We start from the raw sequence: 24504 nt of genomic DNA on the forward strand, positions 1-24504 counted from the left end.
AGCGAATCCTATCCCTTTTATCTAGATTTTTAACCTTGTAATTAGGCTGTAATTTTTCTCTAATTTTAAAAAACATTATACTAATAATAGAAATTAATTATTATCTAATATGCCACTTGCCACATGGATGGCACTTTTCTTATATTATTGTGCGACAAGAAGTCGCTAATTAGTAGTGTTTCGTGAGAAACTGCGTTAGTTACTAAACGCATCCCCACTCGAAACTGCACTCCGAGTAATTGGTTTGTAGGTTGCATGAGAGTTAAGTACCTAAAGTCATTGCTTTACGCAGAAGCAATGCTGGGTTAGGGAAAAAATGGAAAGTATAAACGAAAGTTAAACCTTTGTAATCTTCGTCAAAGAAGATAAGCGTACTGCGATGTAATAAGCTTAATATGGATAGGAAAGATTGAATAACAATCCAATCATGAGGTAACCCATATATCCATCGGAGTAGAGAGGGATGCTTCCCCATTTGAATCTACTAATAGTGGAACTTGATAAGCCCTTTGTGTTCCTCGATAGAGGTAGGGTAATCGAAAGAAAGCTACAATGCCAAAGGATAAGGGATTGTGGAGAAAGCGAATGCCAGTAGGACGAAAGTTCAGGGAAAAAAAATAACCCGCTGGATAGGGTTTTATAACTCACTCGAAAGAGGGCAAGCTGCAGTTATTTATAGAAACATCTTTAGCTTTTACTGCAACACCAATACCAAATCCCGCCCACTGTCCAGTACAAAAATTATCTTTAAAGCTGCAATTTTCGATCTTTATCCTAATGCATGGGGCATTTATTTCTATGAAATCACCCTTCGTATTTTGGAATTTGCAATTTGATATTATGCAATCGTAGGAAGGGTTTTTATTAAATAGAATACCATACCCAGGATTATTTTCGAATTCAGAGTGGTCTACAGTTAATTTATGAACCGTATCCGCTACTTGAATTGCTTGCACTGCATTTATAAATTTACATCTTGATATTTCTATATTATCTCCACTTGGTTTTATACCAAGCTTTGAGTCTATGGTAAGTCCTTGAATCTTTTGCTCTCCCATAGCATTAAATATTTTATTTGAGGGATATCCGTTAACCTGTTTTATTGTGGTTTTATTAAAACCATCACCAATAATATTTATGCCCCTTGGCACAGTAATAGTTGTTTTATTTCCTATTAGCATTGTGCCTTTGGGAATATAAATTGTACCTTTTTTTATTGAGCTAATTGCCTTTTGAAGCGCTTTATCATCAAAATGTTTTCCATCAAGCACTGCACCGTAACTTTTCACATTAACTACCTTGCCTTTAGTGTACTGGGCTACAAAGCTAAATCTATTATTGACGTATGAACTGGCATACATTAGTAAAAATATCAACATTAATAAAAGAATTGTACACAGTGAAATAGTTTTATTAAATTTAATTTTCTTCATTTTTCACCTACGAGCTTCCTTTTACAGTAGAACCATTACTTTATATTAAAGGCTAAATTATATTTCTCTATATCTAAATTTTCATGAATTTTCTAGCAAAAATACAATCTTGATTTTCAACTGCTTTAATATTTATAAAATCCTCTTCTGCTAAAATCTTAGGATATTCCGGACCACTATTCCAGTCGATATACCGAAGGGGGATATGATTATCATCATATCCCCCATTATAGTTATATATTTTATCACTATATTTAGAATTCATTATTATAGTTTGAAAAAACACTTCATCTCCACAGAAAGATTTTTCAAAGGCAGCACTATACCAAGAATTCTCTTGTAAATACTTGAGAATGTAATTACATAACTCTCCACCTAAACAAAACCAATTAGCCCCTTTATACAAGCTGGGCAATGATTTATAGCCAGGATTTATTTTAGGTGATCCTACATGTCTTTGTATTTTAAACTTTATAGACTCTAAAACACTTTTATATCTTTTTAAATATAAATTACTGTGTTCAAATTTAATATTGTTTTCAAGCTCGTTGGCGTCTGTTTTTTTTTGTATTCCTATAAATTCTTTTCCCTTATGTTTAATCAGAAATTCACTAATCTCATCTGAATTTTTTAGTGGCAAACAATCTCCAGACAATAAGCATACATAATCATAAGTTTTTTTGGCTACTTCTTTTAAAACCAGAAGTGTTGCTTGTATTTGAGAGAAGCTAACCCAAGTGATATCTATTCTCTCCTCCATAAAATGAACCTTATCAGTATACTCATAAAAATCCTCAATATTTGCTTTTTTATCTACATGTATACCTTGCCATAAAATTTCAATGGTAGTTCTTAAAATGTTTGTGTTTTTATGACAAATTATACAATAAGCAATATCCATTTTAATTTACCACCACCTTCTCATTTTATAATTTACTTTTTTCTACACTTTTATATAATTCACTAAAGTTCTCATTATCTTTTAAGCTCTGAAGATATTCCATAAAAGGAACTTTGAGTTTATCTCTTTTTAGTGCAAACTCCACTGTGGCCTCAAGAAATCCTAATTTATCGCCTACGTCATATCTTCTTCCTTCGAATACATATGCATACATATCTTGCTGTGATATTAAGGTCTTTAGAGCATCCGTTAGCTGAATTTCTCCGCCTTTTCCAGGCTCAGTTTTATCTAATATATCAAATATCTCTGGAGTTATTATGTATCTACCAAGTATAGCAACATTTGAAGGTGCTGTATCTACTGACGGTTTTTCAACCAGGTTATTAACCTTGTATACTCTATCGCTAATTTGAACTCCATCAACTATGCCATATTTATCTACATTTTCTTTTTTAACCTCTTGAACCCCTAAAATTGATGTCTGCTTTTCATCAAAACAATCCATAAGCTGTTTTAAGCAAGGGACTTTAGCATCAACTATATCATCACCTAGCATAACCGCAAAAGGTTCATTACCAACGAAGGCTCTTGCACAATTTATAGCATGGCCAAGTCCTTTTGGTTCCTTTTGTCTTATAAAATATATATTTACCATGTTTGATATATCTCTAACCTGTTCAAGTAAGCCATCTTTATGTTTATTTTCTAGTTCTAGCTCAAGCTCTATAGATTTGTCAAAATGATCTTCAATAGACTTTTTATTTCTTCCTGTAATAATCAATATTTCTTCTATGCCTGAAGCCACAGCTTCCTCTATAATATATTGCATAGTTGGCTTATCAACTATAGGTAACATTTCTTTAGGTAGTGCCTTTGTAGCAGGTAAAAATCTGGTTCCAAGTCCTGCTGCTGGTATAATAGCTTTTTTAACTCTCATATAAACATCTCCTTAAAATCATTATTTTTCATACCCATTAGGATTATTTTTATGCCATTCCCAGGCTGTTCCTATTATATTTTCAAGGGAATTATATTTAGGACTTCAACCCAATTCCGCTCTCGCCTTATCACTAGAAGCTATAAGTACTGCTGGGTCTCCTGCACGCCTTGGTGTAATTTGCGACTTTATATCACGGCCTGTAACTTTTCTTGCAACCTCTATAACCTCCTTAGTGCTCCTCTATGTCCCTTTTGAAGATTATCTAAAATTACAACTTCTTCGCCACGCTCTATTAGCTCTGCTACCATATGACTTCCGATAAAACCAGCTCCACCACAAACTAAAATAGCCAATATTCCCAACCCCTTTCAAATTAAGTTCAAAGTTATTGTTCTTACCTTTCTAAGGTTAATACCTTCTAAGGTTAATTATAATACACTATTGCTTGATTTTAAAAGCCTAAATATTTACTGGAGGGTTTCTTCCCAATAATTTTATTTGTTACCATTATGCACCCAATGTTAAGTGTAAGTGTTATTGATAACTGAGTTAGCTGATAAAGTGGTAATAGGTTATGAATGAATGGTATCTTCTCCATTACCTGATTAATAATCAGTAGCCAGAAACAATGCACATAGAAGATTTAGTAAGAGTAATTACCAATTTTCACTATACTATTTTGCTTTGTTTTAAGATGATAATCCTTTAGCACAAATTAAAGCCTTACCTACAGCTTTCTCTTTTTCTCTAATTGGATAGCCCAGTTGTGATTATTTTTTGAGCAATTTCAATATGCGCTTTTTCATAAATCTAAGTACTCTCACTCCAAAAATAATCTTTCTCTCAATCCAAGTTGGAGGGCTCATGTACTTTTTAATTATATAATTAAAATCCCTGTTATGTAAATCCTCAAAAAACCTTTGTCTTTTTTTCGGCTCTTTTACAGAGCTTATTATAGAAGGATTGCCCGCAATCGCAACTTCTAAATCACATTCATGATGTTCAATATTATTTTTGCAAGCATCAATCATAGATTTTCCTTTAGCAGTATTGATTAATAATAGTGAAGTTCCATCATCATCATAAAGCTCTGGGTATTTACTTGCTACTCCCCAAAAGTCTCCTAGAGTTATATCGCTTATACGAGGAAGCTTTGCATAGGAGCATTTATAGCAAGAGGGTCTTAAATAATAGTTTCTTAGAAATCCCTTCATATATGCATCATTTATAAAGGTTTTACTATATTCACTACCGTTTTCAAATTGTATAGCTACGGAGTAACTCTTCCAGCCATTCTTCTTGTTTCTAAAAGTTATCCCGCTTATATTTGAATTATATTCTTGTTCCAGATTTTTTTTATATTTTTGGAATACTATAGGTGATGGTACCCCATAACAAACTATATCACAAGTATATAACTCTGCATATTCTTTTTGCAGAAAATTATATAGACCTGCTATTTGGCAGGGTGTTCCTGTATATAACACTTTTTTACCCTTGTCTAAGTATTTTTTCGCACTGTTATACGTAGTGTTAATGTCACTCTGAACGTATTTTGAACCCCTAAGTTCACTTAAATCTTCTATTTCACGAACCTCAGTATGCATTACATTGCGCTTCTTATCATATGCTGCGCCAAATACTACTCCATCATTATCTAATATCCACTCTGCTATACTTGTAAATACACCTCCGGATGAAGAGTTTTCTCGCGTAGCTTTATCCACATTCCAGGCTGCTATGCAAGTGGGACGAGAGCTGGAACTGCTGTTTTTATAAATATTGAGTTCAGGGCATACACTCTCACATAAACCACAGCCTACGCAACTGGCCACTTCAACTTTCGGATACCAAAATCCTTCCCCATCTATTTTCATTTCAATACAATTTCTGGGGCATATATTATAGCAGGCCTTGCAGCCTGAGCAATCTTTTTTATCCATTATTTTAATCATTGAGCTTGTTTCCTCCTCTTTATTTTATTAAATATGGTGGAAAATATATCCTTCTCATAGGCGTTAAGACCCATAAACCACATTAATAGGGAATAAGCAAATATATACACCATCATTTTTACGAATAATATTAAAATGCTTGTTGTGCCTATAAAATTCTGCCTTTTTCTGCTTAAAAATAACAGGTAATCCAATTAAATTTAAATGCTGTCCATATTGAATCTTATTAAATCACATAAACACTTTAAAGTAATTACTTTTAAATTTAAGCATTTTTTCTCTTACCCTTATAGTTTTCTTTGAACCACTGGTATGCCATCTTAACTCCGTCCTCTAGTTCCACCTTATACTTCCATCGGGTCTCTTTGAGCTTGCTTACATCGAGTAACTTCCTCATAGTGCCATCTGGCTTATCACTATTAAATTTTAATTCACCCTTAAAGCCAACAACGCGCTGCACCATCTCTGCTAATTCTCCTATAGTAAGTTCCTTGCCAGTTCCAACGTTCACATGCTCTTCACCATCATAATTTTCTAAAAGAAACACACAAGCATCCGCCATATCATCTACATATAAAAACTCTCGAAGTGGCTTTCCAGTTCCCCAAATTTCAACTACAGATTCATTATTAACCTCAGCCTCATGAAATTTTCTAATAAGCGCAGGCATAACGTGGGAATTATTCAAATCATAATTATCATTAGGACCATAAAGATTAGTTGGCATACAGAAACTCAATATGATATTTTTCTACACTCGTTTCGTCCTAATATGTATCACCTTATGATAATTGCATGCAATTAACTTTATATGGTTAAAATAATCGCTAAATAAGACATTGTTTTTACTATATGGTTGAGTATATCATAATACGACAAAATGTGTGTTAATTTTTTATTAAAATTGGGTTATTTCTGAGTATATTCCTTTTTTTACGACATATATCTTCTTCATTTTTCCATTTTTGTTGTTTTTCACGATATATAATTTAATATCATTAAATATTTTTCGATAAAATTGGATAAATTGTTCACCATCACATTAGTACAATGGCGTGTCCTCTGCTCTAATTTACACATATCACTGTAATTTTTAGTATAATAATTGATGCTAGCGTACTCATAAGGTTCTTTATAACACCACGCAAAAAAAAATCAGAAGGGTTGCTTCTGATTTCATATTTTCTAATTTAAGTAGTCTATGGATGTTCTGCATGTAGGTGATCTCATAGTAAATCATTCTACCAAAATCTCTTATCCGTTAGGCTAGGGAGCTTATGTGTTTCGAGCTCTTATTGCAAGGAACTTCGGAGTCTTTTAATATTTCTTTTGTTTTGGTTTTTCTTTACCTTCTCTTTCAAACGCTAACTGTGCATTAATTTCTCCACCTAGTAATATTATAATGGAAGTAATATAAAGCCATAGCATAAGCACTATCACTCCTCCTATACCGCCATATACACTAGAATAGTTATTGAAATTATTCACATAATATGCAAAGCCTAAAGAAGATAGCAACCAACCTAAGGTACTAAAGGTAGCTCCAGGCATTACTTCTATCCAGGTAAGTTTTCTGCAAGGAGTAAAATGATACAATGATGCAAATATAAATACCATTCCAGTTAGAGTTACTAAGTATCTTATGATATCCCAATTTAATATAAACTTACTAGATACATGGAATCTGCTTACAATCATTCCACCTATCATTTGTCCAAATACTACTAAGGCTACCGCAGCTATAATAACCATTGCAAGTCCTAGCATAAATAATATGGATATAACTTGAATTTTCCAATAAGCCCTTGTTTCTTCCTCATCATAGGCTTTATTTAATCCCTTTATTATAGCTGTGAACCCGCTAGACCCAGTCCAAATTAAACCTATTATACTTAGTGATACTAAATTACCACTTGTTTTATCAAATACATCTATAACTGTAGTGTAGATTAAATCAAAAGTGCTCTTTGGCATTATTTTGCTTAGGTATACTAACACATCATTACTCTTTAGATTACTATAGCCTAGCATGCTAAGTAGCAGTAATAAAAAAGGAAAAAAAGATAACAATAAATAATAAGTAACCTGAGCTGCCAAGGCAGTAATATCATCATCAATAACCCTTGATACAAGTTTTTTTAAATCATTGAACATGCAGTCACCACCTTTTCAGTAGATAATTCACAGGGACGGTTGAAGTGAAATAATAATCTGTCTATTTTAATAGTATATCTTATTCTGTATTTTTATACCAATAAGTTATTTTGCCCATAATTGCCTTTGTATAAACTTTTCTATCCCTACAATTATATATGGTAATAATGTTGATGGTAGTATACCATTGAAAATACAGGGTTAATTAACTTTATATATCGTAAATATTGTATTGTCTCATTGAAAATCCACCTAACAATTTATATGTAATTTTCTAAATATTTGAAATATATATTAATATTTTGTATAATAGTATATTATGAGCCATATTTCATTGATTGGATAGGAGGAAATAGAACTATGTTAAGGTGTCCTAACTGTAATAATAAAATACCATTTTGGAAAACATTGAAATTGAATATAACAAATTTTAGTGGAATTACATGCTCAACATGTAAAAAAATACTTTTTATAGATAATAAAAAAAACAGTTCTTGGATAGGAGGAATCGGAGGTGGGGTCGGGGCATTAGTTTTAATTAATTTAGTTAAATCTAATTTTCGTTTAAATGCTGTAATTATAACGATATTATGGTTTTTAAGTATAGTTTTTGTATCTAATTTGTTTACAAAATTTAAGATTAAAGATAAATAATAGTACTATTAAATTGATATAAGTATGTTAATTTTAATATTAATTGAAATTTTATTGAAAAGACTAAATTTGTATTGGTATTAAAGGAATTGCCTTTATGTAGAATAATTTATAATAGAAGAGATTGGATAGACTTATTGTAGATTTCAATATATTAGTTTATTAAATAATGCATTCTTGTAAATATTATCAGTAAAGAGTTTAGAATTAATAAGGGGGTCAATAACATGAAATTAGCGCTAGCACAATTAGATATTGCTTGGGAAGATAAATCTACGAATAAAGAAACTGCATTAGGATTCATAAAACAGGCAGCTACTGAAAAGGCGGATATGATACTTTTCCCTGAAATGGCTTTAACAGGCTTTTCAATGAATACTTCATTAATAGGAGAAACTAATAATGAAACCACAGAATTTTTTAAAGAGTTGAGTTCTAAATTTAATATTTCCATAGGCTTTGGATATGTAGAAGGCACCTCTAATAGTAAAAATAAATACTCTGTAGTTTCTCCCTCTGGAGTTGAGCTTGTAAATTATACTAAAATTCATCCTTTTTCCTTTGGAGAGGAAACTGAATTTTACCAAAGTGGAAGCAAAATAGAGTTTTTTAAAGCTTTCGATTTTACTATTGCCCCTTTCATCTGCTACGATTTACGCTTTCCAGAGATATTTCAGATAGCTTCCAAAACCGCCACTTTAATTACAGTAGCAGCTAACTGGCCAATAGAGCGCCGTGAACACTGGATTACCTTACTAAAAGCAAGAGCCATAGAAAATCAATGTTATATAGCAGGTATAAATCGAGTTGGGGAAGGAAATGGATTAAGCTACAGTGGCGAATCTATGATTATAGACCCACTAGGAAATATAATAAGTAGCTTATATATGGAAGATGGTCTAATTATAGCTGATATCTGCAAGGAAAATGTTACTCAGATTAGAGAAACCTTTAGGCTTAAAAAGGATAGAAAAGAAGAGCTGTATTTTAATTTATATAATCAGCTTTAATTTCAACCCTTGCTTCCAATTTTTTTCAGCCGGTTCGATATAGAAGGTAATAAAATTAGAACCAAGATAAGGAGCGTTATCTTATGAAAAATATAGAAATTAGTAGACCTAAATTTGAAGATATTGAATTGATAAATGAGTTTTTCCAGATTGTACTTAGAGATACCTTTGAAAGAAATGGAATCTCAGATTTAGTAGATATAATAGTAGAAGAAATTGAAGATAAAAGAAAATGTTTGAATCAGGATATAGAAAGCCATGGTAAGAATAGATATTTTCTGATAGCTAAAGAATATGATAAAATAGTCGGGTCAATTGAATATGGACCATCAAATGAATTAATCATTTCATGTACTAATGGAAAATTTAAAGAGCTAGTGGAAATAGGCACAGTATTTGTACATCCAGACTACCAAAATAAAGGCATTGGTAGTAGGATGCTAAATCTAATATTTTCACATTTAGAAAAGAATAGGATAAGTGAATTTTGTCTTGATAGTGGATACAAAAGCGCACAGAAAACATGGATCAAAAAATTCGGAAGTCCGGAGTATAATTTGAAGGATTATTGGGGAGAAGATGATAACCATATGGTGTGGAGGGTGAGTGTAGAAGATGTACTAGAGCAAACTAAATAAAAAATAAAAGGCCTGCAACTTTTATAAAAAAGTTAACAGGCTATATTTTCCATGTTTCTAGCACTGAAACTCCCACACCTAAAGGAATGGGGTTCTTGCGTACTAAATAACTTCTATATTAACTCGAAAGTTAATATCACTGATTATTTTCCCCAAGAATTTCACTATCAAGCATCACAATTGACACATTAACGATAGTATATGGCTCGTGTTTATATATGAATTTGATTAAAACTTAAAGTGTTTTATAATATTATTACAGGTAACATATTCCAGTAGTATTCATCAATTTTGATTTTTATAAATCAGTGGGATTTTTTTCAATAAATTAAGAATTTTAGATTATTTTAATAGAGAAAAGTTAATATTATAATATATTTTTAGATAATATATTTTCAGATAATTAAAAATTTATCCACAATTTGAGCAAAGTTATCCACATAAAGAGGATAACTTTGTTTAAATATACATTCAACATGGCAAATGGTTCCAATATGTCCAATTCTCATCAAATTTATTCTAATTAACAGAATAGTTATACACAGGCAAGAAATAAGTCTAAATATAAATTCTACTGTGAAAGTTCCTTTTTCATCATGAAGATAACACGTTCATTATGAGCTTTTTCATTCTGCTCCATATGTAATTTTTGTACTTCTGCCATAGTTTCAACTTTACTTGTCAAATTCTTTAGTAACATAGTATTTTTATCTAATTTATTCTCTAAAGTTCCTAATTTACTATTTAATCTATTCTCTAAAGCTCCTAATTTACTGTCCAAGATTCCACTAAACATTTTCATGGTTTCTTCGTCCATACTATTACCACCTTCTATTATATCTTGTGTATTCTTTAATGTAATATTATCTTTATTACACCCTCGAAAAGCAATAATTCCAGAGATTAAATTATGGAAATTACAGTACCTTATAAATATATGTAAAAAATATAACCAATTGAACTATCAGTATTAAGGGTATTCCTATAACAAACTTTTTATGCTTAGTTTTATGTCTAAATAATCGCATACCCATAAATATTCCCAAAGCTCCAAATGCAAAAGCTATAGTGAAAAGCGTACTTTCTGGTGTTCTCCAGCTCTTTTTTTGTGATTTCTTCTTATCCGAATACATCACAAAAATACCGTATAAGTTAATGGCTAAAATATAATATAGCAAAAATTTCATGTTCTTTCCTCCAATTTAATTCTAGTGATTTAAGTATATATTAAATGCTTGTCTTAAACAATAATTACCCCCTAAAGCACTAACATCGCGCAAACACGCAGCCTATGGGCTAAAAGATTTTGGGCGCTATTATCATTTTGAATTCTTCGTTTGCCTTTTAGCTTACAAGTAAACTTAGGAAAACTATTAGTAACTTTTCTATTTTGCTACATAGCTAAGGCACAGCCTATCGGCTAAAAAACCTTGGGCATTGATTATTAAAATTAGGTTTATAAATTTCTTTTCCCTTTTGGCCTTCTTCTGGGATTCATTTTTAACTCCAAATACATAATAGTATGAAATTTCTCCGAAGTGACTTGCAATAAGAAGCGAAGAAACATTGAAATTGCATTTAGAAATTCTTCTTTTGCGAAAATAAAATTCTCGTAAGCCTGCCAGGACGGCAGGCTAGCGAACCCGAGCCAGGATGGCGAGTGTGAGTGGTAGAGAATTTTATTTTCGCAAAAGATTAGAATTTCTTAATGCAATTTCACGTTTCAAGTACTTATTGCAAGGCACGTAGGAGAACGGCTATACCCTTACGTATACTCGAGCTTGACCTTGCTCCCGCCCTGTCCCTGCTCTGCTGGCGTTACTATTAGTTTTATAGGAACCCTATTTTTAAGCTCCTCCACGTGACTTATTATTCCCACTGAAAGCGTACTTGAATGGAGCTTCTCAAGTGAATTCATTACTATTTCTAATAAATCCGTGTCTAAAGTTCCAAAGCCTTCATCTAGGAAGAAGAACTCTAGTGGAGCACTACCTTTTAGTTGAATTTGCGAGGATAGTGCCAGTGCAAGACATAATGAGGTTAAGAAGGTTTCTCCACCAGATAAGGTGTTGGTTTCACGTCTTGTTCCTCCATTGAAATCATCCCTCATTATAAAGGCTCCGTCAGAGTCAAGCTCTAAGGCGTAACGTCCCCTTGTTATTTCCTTTAAGCGTTTTGATGCTTCCAATGATATATATTTCAGCTGCTTCATTGCTACATATTCCACAAATTTATTCCCTTGAATTAAGGTGTCAAGTTCCCTTAAAAGTCCCAACATATGCTCTACTTCGCTGCGTTTTATTATAAGTGCTGCGAACTCTTTTAGTTTTCGCTCCATTTCCTCTAGTGCACGATTTTCAGCACCTACAGCTTTGTTTTTTTCTTCTAAAACATTTTGTAATACTTGTCTTTTTTCTTTTAACCCTTCCCAAAAATCAGGTTCTATTTCTTTTCCTCGAAGAAGAGTTTCTACTCTTTGCAGATTATCTAGTATTCTACGAAGTACTTCTTCGTACTGTTTTATTTCACTATCTAAAAGCGATAATGCTTCTCTTGTAATTAAATAGTGAATAGCTATTTCACTATTATCAAAGAAATTTTCTTCTAAAGCTATTTTTAATTTTTCTTCTGCTGTAGCGAGTAATTTTAAAAGCATTTTGCTTTCTTTTTCTTCACCTGTTTTCTGAGTTTCCACATTTTGCTTTTCTATATTTTCTCTTTCTAAAATTTCTTTTAAATTTGCCTCTTTAGAAGTTATGTTTTTTATTTCATTTCTTACCTTTTCTATTTCTATTTTAGGGGTCAAGTCCTTTGATGGCTTGAATCCACAAAGCTCAACAATTTGAATAGTCAACCGTTCTATTTCTGCCCTTTTTTCCTTGCCACTGGTTTCTATTTCTGTTTTTGAGGTAGAAAGTTCCTTTAAGATTTTATCCACTTCATCTCTTTGCTTTTCAAGTATTACTAACTCTGATCTGTATTTCCTTGCTGTGGCAGTTAGTTTTATTATTTCATTGTCTGTGGCTTTAAGCTGCTTTATTTTTTCACTTATGGATGGAGGTGTCATACTATCGCTTTGCTTTTGCTTAAGGGTGTCCTCTTTCTCAGGTGAGCACTCTTGCTTACGTAAGTACTCTTCTTTCTGCAAATCTTCTTTTAAAAGTAGGTACTTATCCTGAAGTAATTGTACTCTTTCTGTGGCAATAGATAAGTCTGCATTTATTGCTATTAATGCTTCCTTTTCCTTTTTTAAACCTTCTGAAAGCCTCGCTTCCTCCAAATCCACTTTGCTTTTTTCATCTTGAAGCACAACTAATGCTAAGTCAAGTTCAGTTTTCTGCTTATTGTAGGTTTCTGTGTTTTCTCTAAACTGAAGTAATCCCTTTTCACTTATGTTCTTTTGCTCTTGTAGCTCCTTCATATCTAAATCTCTAAGTTTTTCAGAAACTTCTGAAAGGCTTTTATTTATATGATCTGCATCTCTTAAAAGCTCTGCAGCCCTAATCTGCTCCTTTTGAAGTTCTTTAGATAGTTTTTCTAAGTTTAGCTCCTGTGATTGTTTTAAATTTTTCAATCCTTCTAAGTCCGTGTTTACTATTATTTCGGCTATTTGTGGATGATGCTCCGATCCACATACTGGGCATAGGTCTCCTGGTTTTAAATTAGATGCTAAAACTGCGGCCATGCCACCTAGTTCTATGTTTTTTATATCAGTATCTATAGTTTTAAGCTGAGCTTTATTCTTTTCTATAGTTTCTGACCTGTTTTTTAAGTCTAAGTTAACTTTTTCACTTTCTATGTTAATAATTGTATATTTTTTTTGTAGTTCTTCCACTATCTTTTGGTTTTCTACAGCTTTTTCTAGTGTATCTCGGAGTGTGCTAAAAGCGTTCTGTTTATCTAACAACAAATTATTATCTCCCGGGAAATTATTCGCTAGAATTTCATTTTTTTCTCGCAAAACCACTAAATTATTCCCACTACTTTTCTGAAGTAGTAATGCTTCACTATGGCGTGCACCCGTTATTTGTATGGCCTTTTGTGAGGTTTGTCCTTTATTTTTAAGCGCCTCTACATTTTTCACCATAGCTAAAAGTTCTAATTCAATATTGTAAGTATTTTGCAGTTTTTCCCTATATTCTGGCAGTATTTCTATTTGATTTAGACTTTCTTCTGTAACTTTTAATTTATTGTCTGTGTCTGCTTTATTAGTTTCTAACAGATTACAATTTAAAGTGTTTTTATTTATATTTATCATAAGTTCACTATGCTTATTTAAAAGAATAGCTTTTTCATTAGCTAGAATGTTTATTTTTTCTTCAATAATTGTAGCTTGCTTAAGGCCCACTTCCTTTTCAATTAAGGTAGGAAGTTTATTATTCTTATTATTTAAGGCCCCCTCATAAGAGGTTTTTGTTATGTTTAGCCTTTCACATATTGATAAATAGACATTGTTTAGCTTTTGTAGGGTGGTTTTATTTATAGCTAGTGATTCTTTAGTTTCAACTACATTATCAATAAAGGGTTTTACATTTAGTGCTGCGCTGCCTTTAGTAAATTGGTCACTTTTGCTTTTTATTTCACCCTCCTGAAGCCTTAACTCAGTTGCCTTTTTTACATACTGGCTTTTTTCTTCTTGTAAATCCCAAAGTATTTTACATTCTTCATATTGTTTATCTATTGTACTTTTCTCGGATCGTAGGTCCTTTTCTTCTTTTTTTAAGTCGGCTAGTGATGCTTCGAGCTTCTTATGTGCCTCTTCCCCAACATTTTCATAGCCCTTCATTTCACCTTCTAACTCATTTTTAGTTTTTATGTTTTCATTTCTAATTGTTCTTATTTTTTCATAAAGCTTTGTGCCGTATTTTTCTAAAGCAAATATTCGCTCTAGCATATTTCTTCTATCTTTTCCTGAAAGCTTTAAAAATTCATTGAATTTACCTTGAGGAAGCACTACTGACCGCGTAAAATCCTCAACCTTTAGTCCTATAATGTCTATAATGTTTTCCTCTACGTCCTTTGGCCCTTCTGCTAACACTTTATTTTCCGCAGAATTTTCCTTGTTTATTTCTATAAGTCTTGCATAGGCAGTTTTGAAGTTTCCTGTTTTTAATCTCTTTATACATCTTTCTGCTCTATATAGCTTTCGAGTTTTTCCTACCCCTATTTCAAAGTCGTAGCTTATTTCTACCACATTGGTTTCTGTGTTTACAAACTCCTTGGTTTCTCTTGATACTTTCCCATAAAGAGCTATTGTTATGCCATCTAAAATGGTAGATTTACCACTAGCTGTGGGACCGAATATACCAAAAAGTCCTTTTTCAGTAAGCTTTGAAAATTCTATAGTTTGCTCTTCTACAAAGGAATTGAGGCCCTTTATTTTAAGATTAACTGGTTTCATTTTCTGCTTCCTCCTCTATTGCTATACTTAAGAATAATTCCATTAATTCTTTTGAAGGCTCTAGTCCTGCTTTTTCCTTTATAAAATATTCTTTAAATAATTCTTCCATGGATTTTTCTCGTAGGCTTTCCTCTAAATCTTCTTCTCGCTCTTGTCCTTCTAGTATTGGTTGTATGGAAACTATGTCGCGGCGATTTTTTTTCATTTCCTTTATGTGCTCTGTGCTAATTATTTCCTTGGTCTTTATTTCAAGGTATACCCAAATGCTTCGTTCGCCTTCTGTTTTACATTTTTCTAAGGCCTCTTCCACACTATCACATTTCCATACTTCTATAGGCTTATAGTTTCTGAACATTAACTGTGATATTTCAGCTTCTACCCCAGCTTTAACCTCTACAAGGTAAGCTCCCTTGCTATAGTTTATTTCACTTTTGCTATATTGAATGGGAGACCCAGAGTATCTTATCTTTCCGGATGTTCCTGGAACCTTTTGTGGTCTATGAAGATGTCCAAGGGCTGAGTACTGAGCACGTATCGGAAATTTCAATGGGGAAACTGAAAGACTTCCCCCCAGTTGTATACTTCTCTCTGATCCACTTTCCTCTCCTCCCATAACATAGAGGTGAGATACTGCTAGATTTATGGTATCCTCTCTATATTTAGTGGATAGAGTTTCAAATAGCTGTCCTATCCTGTCAGAATAGCTTTTTTGCCTATCTTCATCAGTTAGACCTATTGAAAGCACTTCATTAAGCCTTTTTTCACTTGGATAGGGCAGTGTTATAACAACTGCCTTCTCCCCCCTTATACTAAGTTCTAAATAGCCCTCACCACTTTCTATTATTTCGAAATCACATTTGTTCCCAGAATTAACTTCTCCAAAATCACCTTGCCTTGCTATGCTCTTTGGTTCTCCGAGTAGTATTGCTCCATGCTTATAAGCAAGGGGGCTAGCTGCTACTAGCCTCTCTGGATTATCATGATTGCCTGCCACTACAAGCACCGCAGTTTTACCACTACTTGTGATTCTCTTAATGGTGCTATAAAACATGGCCTCCGCCTTTGCTGGAGGATTTCCATTGTCATAGATATCTCCAGCTATAAGTACTAAATCTATATTATTGTTTCCCACTATTTCTATAAATTCTTCTAGAAATTCTTCCTGTTCCTCTAGCCTACTATATTGCTCTAAGGTCTTTCCTAGATGCCAATCAGAGGTATGAAGTATTCTCATTTTATTCTCCCCTTTCTTAAGAACTCTATTTAACTTCTACGGCTTCATCTATACTAAATAAGTATAGATAGCTTTCTTTAACTGTTTTTCCAAGAGTAGCCTTAAGTGCCCTTGCATAATAATCCAGCTGAGACCTATATTTCTCTACTAAATCACTGGCATCACCATTTTTTACTGAGTCCGTTTTGTAATCTACTAGAATTATTTCTCCATCTTCCTCAAAATAACAATCTATTATCCCTTGAAGCATTATTTTTTCTTCTCCGTAAATATCTCGGTTCAGATTTTTATAAATATCCGTTGAGTTAATTTCCATATGGAAAGGAACTTCTCTTTTTAATAGATCCAGCTTATAGGCTTTTACCATGCGAGCTCCAAGCTCCGTATTAAATAACTTTACTAGTTTTTGTGCCCGTACAGCTTTGGCCTCTTCCTTTGACATTAAGAGTTTTTCAACGTAAATTTGGATTTGCTCCTCTATTTCACTTAATGTTGATACTTTATTTAAATCTAATCTTTGCACTACTGCGTGCATAGCGGTTCCTTTTTCTGCTGGTGTTAAGCCTTTTATTTCCTCTAAAAATCTGGGCTTACTTATAAGTTTTGGTACATACATGTTATCTGAGGTACCTTCTGTAAGCTCTATATTGAATTTCCTTTTTAGCTCAGTTACTGTAAGTACCGTAGGCATTTTTGTGGACATTTCATATTTATAAACGAATCCTAGCCTTTTCTCTATCTCCGTAAGATTTTTCTCATCTGTGATTTTTTCCTGGAGCCTTGTTAACTTTTCCTGCGTACTCACAGGGGTTTCTTCCTGAACCTCCTGAGTTTTAACTATGTCCTCTCTATTCCAAAACCTAACTTGCCAGCTAGATGGATGCTCTAATAGGTTTACGTTATCGTCATCTATTCCAATTAGCTCTCTTAGCATCTTTCCATCTGGGTGTCTGATTACTGAAGGTACTATCCAATCTAAATAGCTTTTAGCTTTTAGAATTTCGTATTCTCCAAGTTTTTCAGTGTTTTCTTCTAAACTAAAGCTCATTCTTCCTATATTTTTTACTATATTTTTCATTGACCCAGTTATAATAAGCTTTTCCTTTGCTCTTGTAAATGCTACGTATAGCACTCTCATTTCCTCTGAAAGGCTTTCTATTTTTATTTTCTTTCTTAGTGCTTGTTTTAAAACTGTAGGATAAGAAATTCTTCTTATTGGGTCCACAAAATCTGGACCGTAGCCTAAATCATGATGAAATAATATGCTCTTATTTATGTCCATTAGGTTAAAGTTTTTTCCTGTGCCACTTAGAAATACTACAGGGAATTCTAACCCTTTGCTTTTATGAATACTCATTATTCTAACTACATTTTCATTTTCCCCTAGGGTTTTAGCACTGCCCATGTCTCCACTGCTTATTTTTAGCTTGTTTATAAAGTTTATAAAATTAAATAATCCCTTATAGCTAGTTTCTTCATATTGCCTAGCCCTTTGGAAAAGCACTCTTAAATTTGCCTGCCTTTGGATTCCGACCGGCATGGCTCCTACATAACCGTAATAACCAGTGTCTGTGTATAGATACCAAATGAATTCATCAATGGGCATATACTTGCAGATTTCTCTAAAGTGGTTTAGTTTTATTAGGAATTTAGTGAGCTTTTGGGTTATGGAGGTATTTTCAAGTATTGGTGCTATTTCAGGCATTATTGGCTCATTATGAATGGTTGGTGCAATGTCAGGCATTGGTACTTTATTGATAATTGGTACCTCATCGATTATTGATTCATTGTCAATAACTGATGCATTGTCCGTGGACTCTGTTGCCTCGCATTTTTTTGAATTAGCAGTAAGCTCTATTTCTTTAACCTCTAAAAAGTTCACCATTGCCTCGTAAAAGGAGATTTCTCTTTGACCTATTCTTATGTCTACTAGCTCCTCGGATGTAAATCCTCCTATGGGAGAACGCAGAACTGAAAGCATAGGTATGTCCTGCCTTGGGTTATCTATAATTTGAAGGAGACTCATGATTATTTGAATTTCTATGGTGTTAAAATATCCTGTACCTGTATCTGCATAAACCGGTATACCTTCAAGCTTTAACTCTTCTAAAAATGAAGGCGCCCAATTTGAGGTGGCACGAAGTAATATTACAATATCCTTATAGTCCACATTTCTATAAGCCTTAATGCTTTTATCATAAATTTTAAAAGCCTTAGAACCATTATGTAGCATTAATTCTTTTATTCTTTTTGCCACAATTCTAGCTTCTAACTGAATATTTGTAGGGGTTTCTTCCTCAGGGTTTTTGTTTTCATCCTCGCCCTCTGATGCATTTTCCTCTTCAGTGTCTGCAGTTTCTTCCGTGATATCAATAACATCCTTTTCAATAAGATGCAGCTCCACTGGACCGCCTATTACTCCGGGCTCTTTAAGCTCTTCAAAAAAGGCTCCTAAATTTAGTGCTTCTTCATCTGTGTAGTCAAGATCTCCAATGTTTTTGCACATTATTCCTTTGAAAATATAGTTTACAGCATTTATAACCGGTTCTCTGCTTCTAAAATTTTTGTATAGAGTTATTTTTCTGGTTTTTGCTCCATCTTCCTTGGAATAAGAACTATATTTACCTAAAAACAGCTCTGGTCTTGCCTGCCTAAATCTATATATGCTCTGTTTAACGTCTCCTACCATAAATACATTTGGAGCCCCTATTTTCTCTCTTGAAATTATGTTTAGTAAGGTTTCCTGAACCATGTTGCTATCTTGATATTCATCTATCAAAATTTCTTCATATTTATTTCTTAGTTGTACTGCTACAGGTGAAGGTTGTGGTTTTCCCTGATCATCTAGTACTATTTCTCCCTGGTCGTTTTTTTCCATTAATATATGAAGGCAATAATGCTCAAAGTCGTTGAAATCTATAATGGATCGTTCTTTTTTCTTTTGTGTGTATTTTTCCTGCAAATCTATAACTAGCTGTGATAGAGCCATCATTTGCGGGTATAGTTTTTTTATATCCTGAAGTGCTGTTTCTGAATTTGCGCCCATTACCTGCTGACTTAGCTCTTGCAATTGTTTTTTTACCTTATTTCTTATATCCTGTACTGATTTTTGTTTTTCCTTGTCCTTGCAAGCCTTTATGCTGGGAAGTTTTTGAAAGCTCAAGGTTTCTATAGTTGCCGCCAAATTTCCAAAAGAATTTTTAGATGCAGATAAAAGGTCAGAAATAATCTCCAAATCAGCTTTGAAAACATCATTATACAAGGCTATAGCTTCATTTCCATCTATGATTTTCAATGCTTTTATCATTACTTTTTCAATGCCTTGTAGCTCTATTTTAATATCCTCTATTAAAACTACTGCCCAAGGTGTATCGCTAAGGCTGTAACCTTCTTTAATGTTAAAATCCTCTGCTGCATTTAGTAGCCACTTTGTTGGATCTGTAGAACTCATGGCAAAATTATAAAGGCTAAGAACTATGGTTTGAAGGCCTAGGTCTTCTTTATTATTGCTGTAGGATTCTACTAGCTTGAGGAAACTAGAAGTTTCTGCCAGTCTTTCAAAGCTAGGAGATTCCTCTGGGTCTTTCTCTAGTTCTTGATTATTCTCTTGTTCTACGTTATTCTCTTGTTCTACGTTGTTCTCGCCTTCTGCTATGGATACGTATCTTTCTTCGAAAAGCTCTTCTAGGGCTTCCTGTTTTAAAAGCACTGCTTCTGTTGTATCAGCTATTCTAAAATTAGGGTCTAAATCTACTATATGAAAATTGCTTCTTATAACCTCAAGACAAAAAGAGTGAATAGTTGTAATGCTGGATTTATTTAATAGTGTAAGCTGCCTTTGCAGTAACTTACTTTGTGGATTTTTATGAAGCTCTTTTGAGATTGCTTGCGCTATTCTCTCCCGCATTTCTGATGCAGCTGCATTGGTGAAGGTAACTACTAAGAGCTTGTCTATATCTGTAGGCCTGTCTTCATCTGTTACTATTTTTATTATTCTCTCCACCAGTACTGCAGTTTTTCCGGAACCCGCAGCTGCCGCTACTAGAATATTGCAGTCCCGAGTTAATATAGCTTTTTGTTGATCCTGTGTCCATGATACCTTTTTTTCCACTTGCACAATTTCACTTGTATCCTTGTCCATTACTCTTCCCCTCCCATCTCTTGGGCATTTGCATTATCTAACTGCGCCTGGCCTTGTGATTCCTTTTCAGATTCAGGATTTATCTCTCCATTAGATATATCTGATTCATTACTTAAGAGTTCCCAGATTTCCTGGTCCTTCTTATCTTTTATTATCTTATAGGTATTTTCCTTTAATGTAGGGTCAAATTGACAAATAGATGAGTATTCACAATAAGCACATGGCGTCATATCCTTTTTCTTGTAGGGCTTTATATCTATTTCCCCACTTAGCATTTCCTCGCAGGTGCATATTAAGTTTTCCTTTACATGTTTTAGCAGCATATCAAATTGCTCTTTAGTTGCTACCGATGACCTTGAGCCTAATTCTCCATCTTTCTTAATAGAGGCTGGAACTACTAGAGATGCGCCTTGAATATTTCTATCCATTTCCCTAATTATTTTAGTATCTGCTAACAGTAGGCCCTTCATTTTTAAAGCCTTCATTATGGCTTTTTCTAGTTCCTCTTCATCTAAATTATTTTTAGCTTTTATAACTGGGTCATCTATTTTAAAATACAGTATACCTGCTGGGAAAATTGCTTCCTGTGAAAGCGCTGTTTCATTGGTAAGCATGGCATCTAAATAGGTCAATAGTTGTATTTGAAGTCCATAATACACATCGGATAGTTTAAAATCCTTATTGCCGGATTTATAATCTATTATTCTGTAGAATTCTTCTCCTTCATTTATTAACTTATCTACCCTATCTATTCTACCCACTAAATTTACGGTTTCCCCTGTGGATAGTTCGACTTCAATCGGTGGATAATCTCCCTCATTAAAGCCAAAGGATACTTCATAACCAAAAGGTTCAAAGCCACTATTTTTCATTTGCTCAACTATGACAAATATGGTTCGCTTTAAAACTCTTTTCAATCTCTCCGTAAAGTACTTATACCTTGGGGTACTGTTTAATATATAGCCACTAGAACCTTGATCTGCTTCTGTTTCTACAATGGTTGCTATATTTTTCTCGCACCATCCACGGTCAAGATCCGCCCATTTTATTTCACTTTTATCCACAAGCTTTGAAAAATTATCAAGCACACTGTGCATAAAACTACCTAAGTCCGGGGAAGAAAAGGTAAAAGTTTTTCTTTCCTTTGCTTTTAATCCATATTGCACAAAATAAGCAAATGGACACTCTTCATATTTTTCTATTCTAGATACGCTAAAATAGTTTTTATCACCATAAAGTAATTTAACTTTTTCTTTTTCCAGCATTTTTACTTCATTCTTATAATCAAAGCCCTGGAACATGCTGTCGCTCTTTTCTTTCCACTGAGCTTGTTTCTGGTACCACTTATAAACTTTAACCCAAAGAGGAGATATATACCCTTCCTCTAAATATTTTCTAAGCGCAAAGATTAAGCCATTAAAAGTTGGAATTTTAGCACATACCTCTGAAAGTTCATGAGCCTCTTGCATATCCTGAGCTCCCTGAACATCTTGTGATTCCTGCATCTCATGAAGGTCGTCCATATATTCTGTTATACTGCTTTGTTCTACAAGCCCTTTAAATAAGGCTTTAAATCTAGATATTATAATAGAAGGTCTTAGAGTTTTCCCTTCATAATCTCCTATTGGATAACTTATATTTAAATATTTGCTTGGGATAGTTATGGTAGCATAGATTAAATACTGCTCATTGAACACCTCTGTTTTGGTGTCACTGGCCATTTCTACTCCCTTTTCTTTTAAAATTAATCTGTCCCTGTCTGTGAATATCCCGTCTTCCTTATTGCCCTTTGGGAACACTCCATCGTTTACCCCTATAATATATAAGGCACTTATGTCGTGACTTTTTATACGATCTAAGCTAGTGATGGAAACTCCATCTAGTGCTGGTGGAATAAGTCCCATTTGGTGTTTGCTAAATCCCATGGATAGGATTTTTACAAACTCCTCAAGGGATAAGGTTTCTGTGCCTAGCACTTCTACCATCTGATCTAATAGTTCCATAACTAGGTTCCATATTTTGCCGTACTCTGTCACCTGCTCTTGGGCACCATCATTTTTGAAATTCTCTATCCACTGCTCTAGAGTTTTATATACCTTTATGCACTCTAAAAATTCAAATAGGGCGGTACAAATTTTTACGGTGGTGTTTTTACCTTTTAATTTTTCATTTAATTCTAGTAGCGGCTTTATGAAAGTGTCTCTTGTATCATTTAGAATTTTAATGATAGCTTCTATTTTTTCAGCTTCCTTTTCGACCTGGGTTGTTGGGTTTTGATGATCTTCTGGTTGCTTGTTTTCATCAGTTGCTTTATTTTCTTCAGATTGCTGATTTTTCACAGGTTGTCCATTTTCCTTAGATTGCTGATTTCCCTCAGCTTCACCATTTTCTATTCTCTTTTGCAGCTCCCTTTCTGCTGCTTTTTTTTCATAATAGTCTCTAAAATAATATTCTATTTTTTCTTGCCACAGCTCAGGTTCTGTCCATTTTTTTTTGCCCTTTATACCTGTTTCTATTACGAAGTTTTCTAGTATATCTATACACTCTGTCTCTATATCTAAGAGGCCTGTTTTAAGATACCTAAACACTGATTCATAACTAAAGTTCTTAGTAAAAATCTCAACGGTGGAGGTTATTAGCACAATTAAGGGATTACTTGTTATATCTTTTTTCTTATCTATAAATAAGGGAATATTGTATTCTGTAAATATTGCTTTAATTAACTTTTCATAGGCTGGTAAATCTCTGGTTACTACTGCTATTTTATTAAATCTTATGTTTTCATCTCGGCAAAGCCTTAAGATGTCCTTTGCCACATGCTCTATTTCGGAATATGCATTTAGCCCTTTAAACACCTTTATATTTTCACACTTTTCAGTGGAAGGAGTGTATGGGAATGCAAAATAATTCTTTTCAAGAAAAGAAAGCTCTGCATTATCTTTAAATTTATGATCTTTATTGGTTTGTAGCTCTATAGGTGCATCGATGCTAGTGCCAGTTTCCTCAGCTATTTCTAAAAGCTTATTTTCTGTAGATTTTATAGAATAAAAAGCATCGGATTCCTCCATACCTTTAGAATGCACCGAGCTTTTTAGAGGCAGGGTTATATTTACCCTTTTAGCCTTTTTATATAGCTTTTCTATTATTCCATATTGTTGGGGTGTAAAGCCCGTAAACTCATCTAGCCAAAACTCCGAACCATCAAAAATATTACATTCATCAAGGGCACTATATAATCGGGTCAAATCGTCATCTGGGTCCACGTAGTTCAGGTTTAAAATATTATCAAATTCTCCATATATAAGGGATAAATCAGTTATTTTATCTATTAGCAAGGGGGTTTCCCCTAATTTCTCTTTTACCACATTTAAATCTTCCACAGAAATTCCATATTTTTTAAACTCTGTAATGGCACCAGCTACATTATCTACAAAGCCCTTTTGCCTAGACGCCGCACTAAACACCTTAAAGCCATCTTGTTTCTTTTGCATTATGCTGTGAATAAGCATTGCTTTTCCTGAGGCATCTAAAGGCATGTGAGTTATACCTCCAACTTCACTAAAGACTTTGTACGCTAACCTATTAAAACTAAGCACTTGGACGTTTTTTATTCCTGTGGATCCAACTACTTTTATAAGATTTTTTTCAGCTTGAAAGGAGAATTGTTCTGGTACTAAAAGTACTAGGGGTTTTTCACACTCTTCCACTTGCCTTTGCTTTATATCCGCGAGGCAGAACGTACTTTTCCCTTTGCCAGCTCCTCCGTAAATAAATCTTAAACTCACAAAAACACATCCCTTCTTTTTTAGGCCTTAGGCACATGAAAATAAGTACCAAACATACTGACTTGTTATTTATTTTAACGCGCCTCTATATATTATATCATGTATAATTTTACCATAATAAGTGTATTTTCTCTAGCGGTTATCATTATATTATAACATGTGAAGTATACTTAATAATATTGAAATGGCTTTATATTAGACTGTATTTATATGATTTTCTAACTAAAATATATACATTTACTATAATTTGGATAAATA

14 protein-coding genes and 3 pseudogenes are annotated in these 24504 nt (G+C 33.4%); 3 read left to right on the forward strand and 14 right to left on the reverse strand.

Features of this window, described 5'->3' with window-relative positions; all coding sequences use genetic code 11:
* Positions 1-644: 644 nt before the first annotated feature.
* The 8 genes and pseudogenes from G9F72_RS23255 to G9F72_RS23290 form a co-directional block, all read right to left on the reverse strand.
* Positions 645-1433, reverse strand: a complete 789-nt coding sequence (locus tag G9F72_RS23255) for a glycosyl hydrolase family 28-related protein (RefSeq protein WP_164958110.1) — start codon at positions 1431-1433, stop codon at positions 645-647.
* A 73-nt stretch (positions 1434-1506) separates the two neighbouring features.
* Positions 1507-2334, reverse strand: coding sequence for a beta-1,6-N-acetylglucosaminyltransferase (locus G9F72_RS23260; protein WP_164958108.1), 828 nt, complete (start codon positions 2332-2334; stop codon positions 1507-1509).
* Positions 2335-2359: 25 nt separating this feature from the next.
* Positions 2360-3271, reverse strand: coding sequence for a UTP--glucose-1-phosphate uridylyltransferase GalU (galU, locus tag G9F72_RS23265; RefSeq protein WP_164958107.1), 912 nt, complete (start codon positions 3269-3271; stop codon positions 2360-2362).
* A 21-nt stretch (positions 3272-3292) separates the two neighbouring features.
* Positions 3293-3511, reverse strand: a pseudogene (locus tag G9F72_RS23270) (UDP-glucose 4-epimerase GalE); the annotation flags it as partial.
* Positions 3505-3627, reverse strand: a pseudogene (locus G9F72_RS23275) (NAD-dependent epimerase/dehydratase family protein); the annotation flags it as partial. The pseudogenes G9F72_RS23270 and G9F72_RS23275, both read right to left, overlap by 7 nt.
* Before the next feature lie 417 nt (positions 3628-4044).
* Entirely contained in the window at positions 4045-5229 is a 1185-nt protein-coding gene (locus G9F72_RS23280) for a Coenzyme F420 hydrogenase/dehydrogenase, beta subunit C-terminal domain (RefSeq protein WP_164958103.1), read from the reverse strand.
* 265 nt (positions 5230-5494) lie between these two features.
* Positions 5495-5956 (reverse strand): annotated as a pseudogene (locus tag G9F72_RS23285) (NAD-dependent epimerase/dehydratase family protein); the annotation flags it as partial.
* Between the two features lie 590 nt (positions 5957-6546).
* Positions 6547-7383, reverse strand: coding sequence for a YihY/virulence factor BrkB family protein (locus G9F72_RS23290; RefSeq protein WP_164958100.1), 837 nt, complete (start codon positions 7381-7383; stop codon positions 6547-6549).
* A 360-nt stretch (positions 7384-7743) separates the two neighbouring features.
* Between G9F72_RS23290 and G9F72_RS23295 the strand changes: the two genes are divergently transcribed.
* The 3 genes from G9F72_RS23295 to G9F72_RS23305 all read left to right on the forward strand — a co-directional run bounded on the left by G9F72_RS23295 (position 7744) and on the right by G9F72_RS23305 (position 9685).
* On the forward strand, positions 7744-8037 hold the full coding sequence (locus G9F72_RS23295; RefSeq protein ID WP_164958098.1) for a hypothetical protein: 294 nt from the start codon (positions 7744-7746) through the stop codon (positions 8035-8037).
* A 227-nt stretch (positions 8038-8264) separates the two neighbouring features.
* Positions 8265-9047, forward strand: a complete 783-nt coding sequence (locus G9F72_RS23300; RefSeq protein WP_164958096.1) for a nitrilase-related carbon-nitrogen hydrolase — start codon at positions 8265-8267, stop codon at positions 9045-9047.
* Positions 9048-9130: 83 nt separating this feature from the next.
* Positions 9131-9685 carry a GNAT family N-acetyltransferase gene (locus tag G9F72_RS23305; protein WP_164958094.1) on the forward strand — a complete coding sequence of 185 codons (555 nt, stop codon included), beginning with the start codon at positions 9131-9133 and terminating at the stop codon, positions 9683-9685.
* Between the two features lie 571 nt (positions 9686-10256).
* Here G9F72_RS23305 and G9F72_RS23310 read toward each other — a convergent pair.
* From G9F72_RS23310 to G9F72_RS23335, 6 genes are all read right to left on the reverse strand, one after another.
* On the reverse strand, positions 10257-10502 hold the full coding sequence (locus tag G9F72_RS23310) for a hypothetical protein (protein ID WP_164958092.1): 246 nt from the start codon (positions 10500-10502) through the stop codon (positions 10257-10259).
* A gap of 100 nt (positions 10503-10602) precedes the next feature.
* Positions 10603-10872 carry a DUF1294 domain-containing protein gene (locus G9F72_RS23315; protein WP_164958090.1) on the reverse strand — a complete coding sequence of 90 codons (270 nt, stop codon included), beginning with the start codon at positions 10870-10872 and terminating at the stop codon, positions 10603-10605.
* A gap of 578 nt (positions 10873-11450) precedes the next feature.
* Positions 11451-15086 (reverse strand): SbcC/MukB-like Walker B domain-containing protein, encoded by a 3636-nt coding sequence (locus G9F72_RS23320; RefSeq protein WP_164958088.1) that lies wholly within the window; start codon positions 15084-15086, stop codon positions 11451-11453.
* The gene (locus G9F72_RS23325) at positions 15073-16320 is read right to left on the reverse strand and encodes an exonuclease SbcCD subunit D (protein WP_164958087.1); all 1248 of its coding nucleotides are present in this window, start codon (positions 16318-16320) and stop codon (positions 15073-15075) included. Before G9F72_RS23325 ends, G9F72_RS23320 begins: the two co-directional genes overlap by 14 nt.
* Before the next feature lie 25 nt (positions 16321-16345).
* Complete coding sequence (locus G9F72_RS23330; RefSeq protein WP_164958085.1) at positions 16346-20461, reverse strand: UvrD-helicase domain-containing protein; 4116 nt, start codon at positions 20459-20461, stop codon at positions 16346-16348.
* Positions 20461-24246: a PD-(D/E)XK nuclease family protein gene (locus tag G9F72_RS23335; RefSeq protein ID WP_164958084.1), complete on the reverse strand. Its 3786-nt coding sequence runs from the start codon at positions 24244-24246 to the stop codon at positions 20461-20463. Before G9F72_RS23335 ends, G9F72_RS23330 begins: the two co-directional genes overlap by 1 nt.
* Positions 24247-24504 lie beyond the last annotated feature (258 nt).

The organism is Clostridium estertheticum, from assembly GCF_011065935.2.
Lineage (GTDB): Bacteria > Bacillota > Clostridia > Clostridiales > Clostridiaceae > Clostridium_AD > Clostridium_AD estertheticum_A.

Coding starts and splice junctions, on each gene's coding strand:
- G9F72_RS23255 (WP_164958110.1), bottom strand. CDS start 1,433: ATGAAGAAAATTAAATTTAATAAAACTATTTCACTGTGTACAATTCTT.
- G9F72_RS23260 (WP_164958108.1), bottom strand. CDS start 2,334: ATGGATATTGCTTATTGTATAATTTGTCATAAAAACACAAACATTTTA.
- galU (WP_164958107.1), bottom strand. CDS start 3,271: ATGAGAGTTAAAAAAGCTATTATACCAGCAGCAGGACTTGGAACCAGA.
- G9F72_RS23280 (WP_164958103.1), bottom strand. CDS start 5,229: ATGATTAAAATAATGGATAAAAAAGATTGCTCAGGCTGCAAGGCCTGC.
- G9F72_RS23290 (WP_164958100.1), bottom strand. CDS start 7,383: ATGTTCAATGATTTAAAAAAACTTGTATCAAGGGTTATTGATGATGAT.
- G9F72_RS23295 (WP_164958098.1), top strand. CDS start 7,744: ATGTTAAGGTGTCCTAACTGTAATAATAAAATACCATTTTGGAAAACA.
- G9F72_RS23300 (WP_164958096.1), top strand. CDS start 8,265: ATGAAATTAGCGCTAGCACAATTAGATATTGCTTGGGAAGATAAATCT.
- G9F72_RS23305 (WP_164958094.1), top strand. CDS start 9,131: ATGAAAAATATAGAAATTAGTAGACCTAAATTTGAAGATATTGAATTG.
- G9F72_RS23310 (WP_164958092.1), bottom strand. CDS start 10,502: ATGGACGAAGAAACCATGAAAATGTTTAGTGGAATCTTGGACAGTAAA.
- G9F72_RS23315 (WP_164958090.1), bottom strand. CDS start 10,872: ATGAAATTTTTGCTATATTATATTTTAGCCATTAACTTATACGGTATT.
- G9F72_RS23320 (WP_164958088.1), bottom strand. CDS start 15,086: ATGAAACCAGTTAATCTTAAAATAAAGGGCCTCAATTCCTTTGTAGAA.
- G9F72_RS23325 (WP_164958087.1), bottom strand. CDS start 16,320: ATGAGAATACTTCATACCTCTGATTGGCATCTAGGAAAGACCTTAGAG.
- G9F72_RS23330 (WP_164958085.1), bottom strand. CDS start 20,461: ATGGACAAGGATACAAGTGAAATTGTGCAAGTGGAAAAAAAGGTATCA.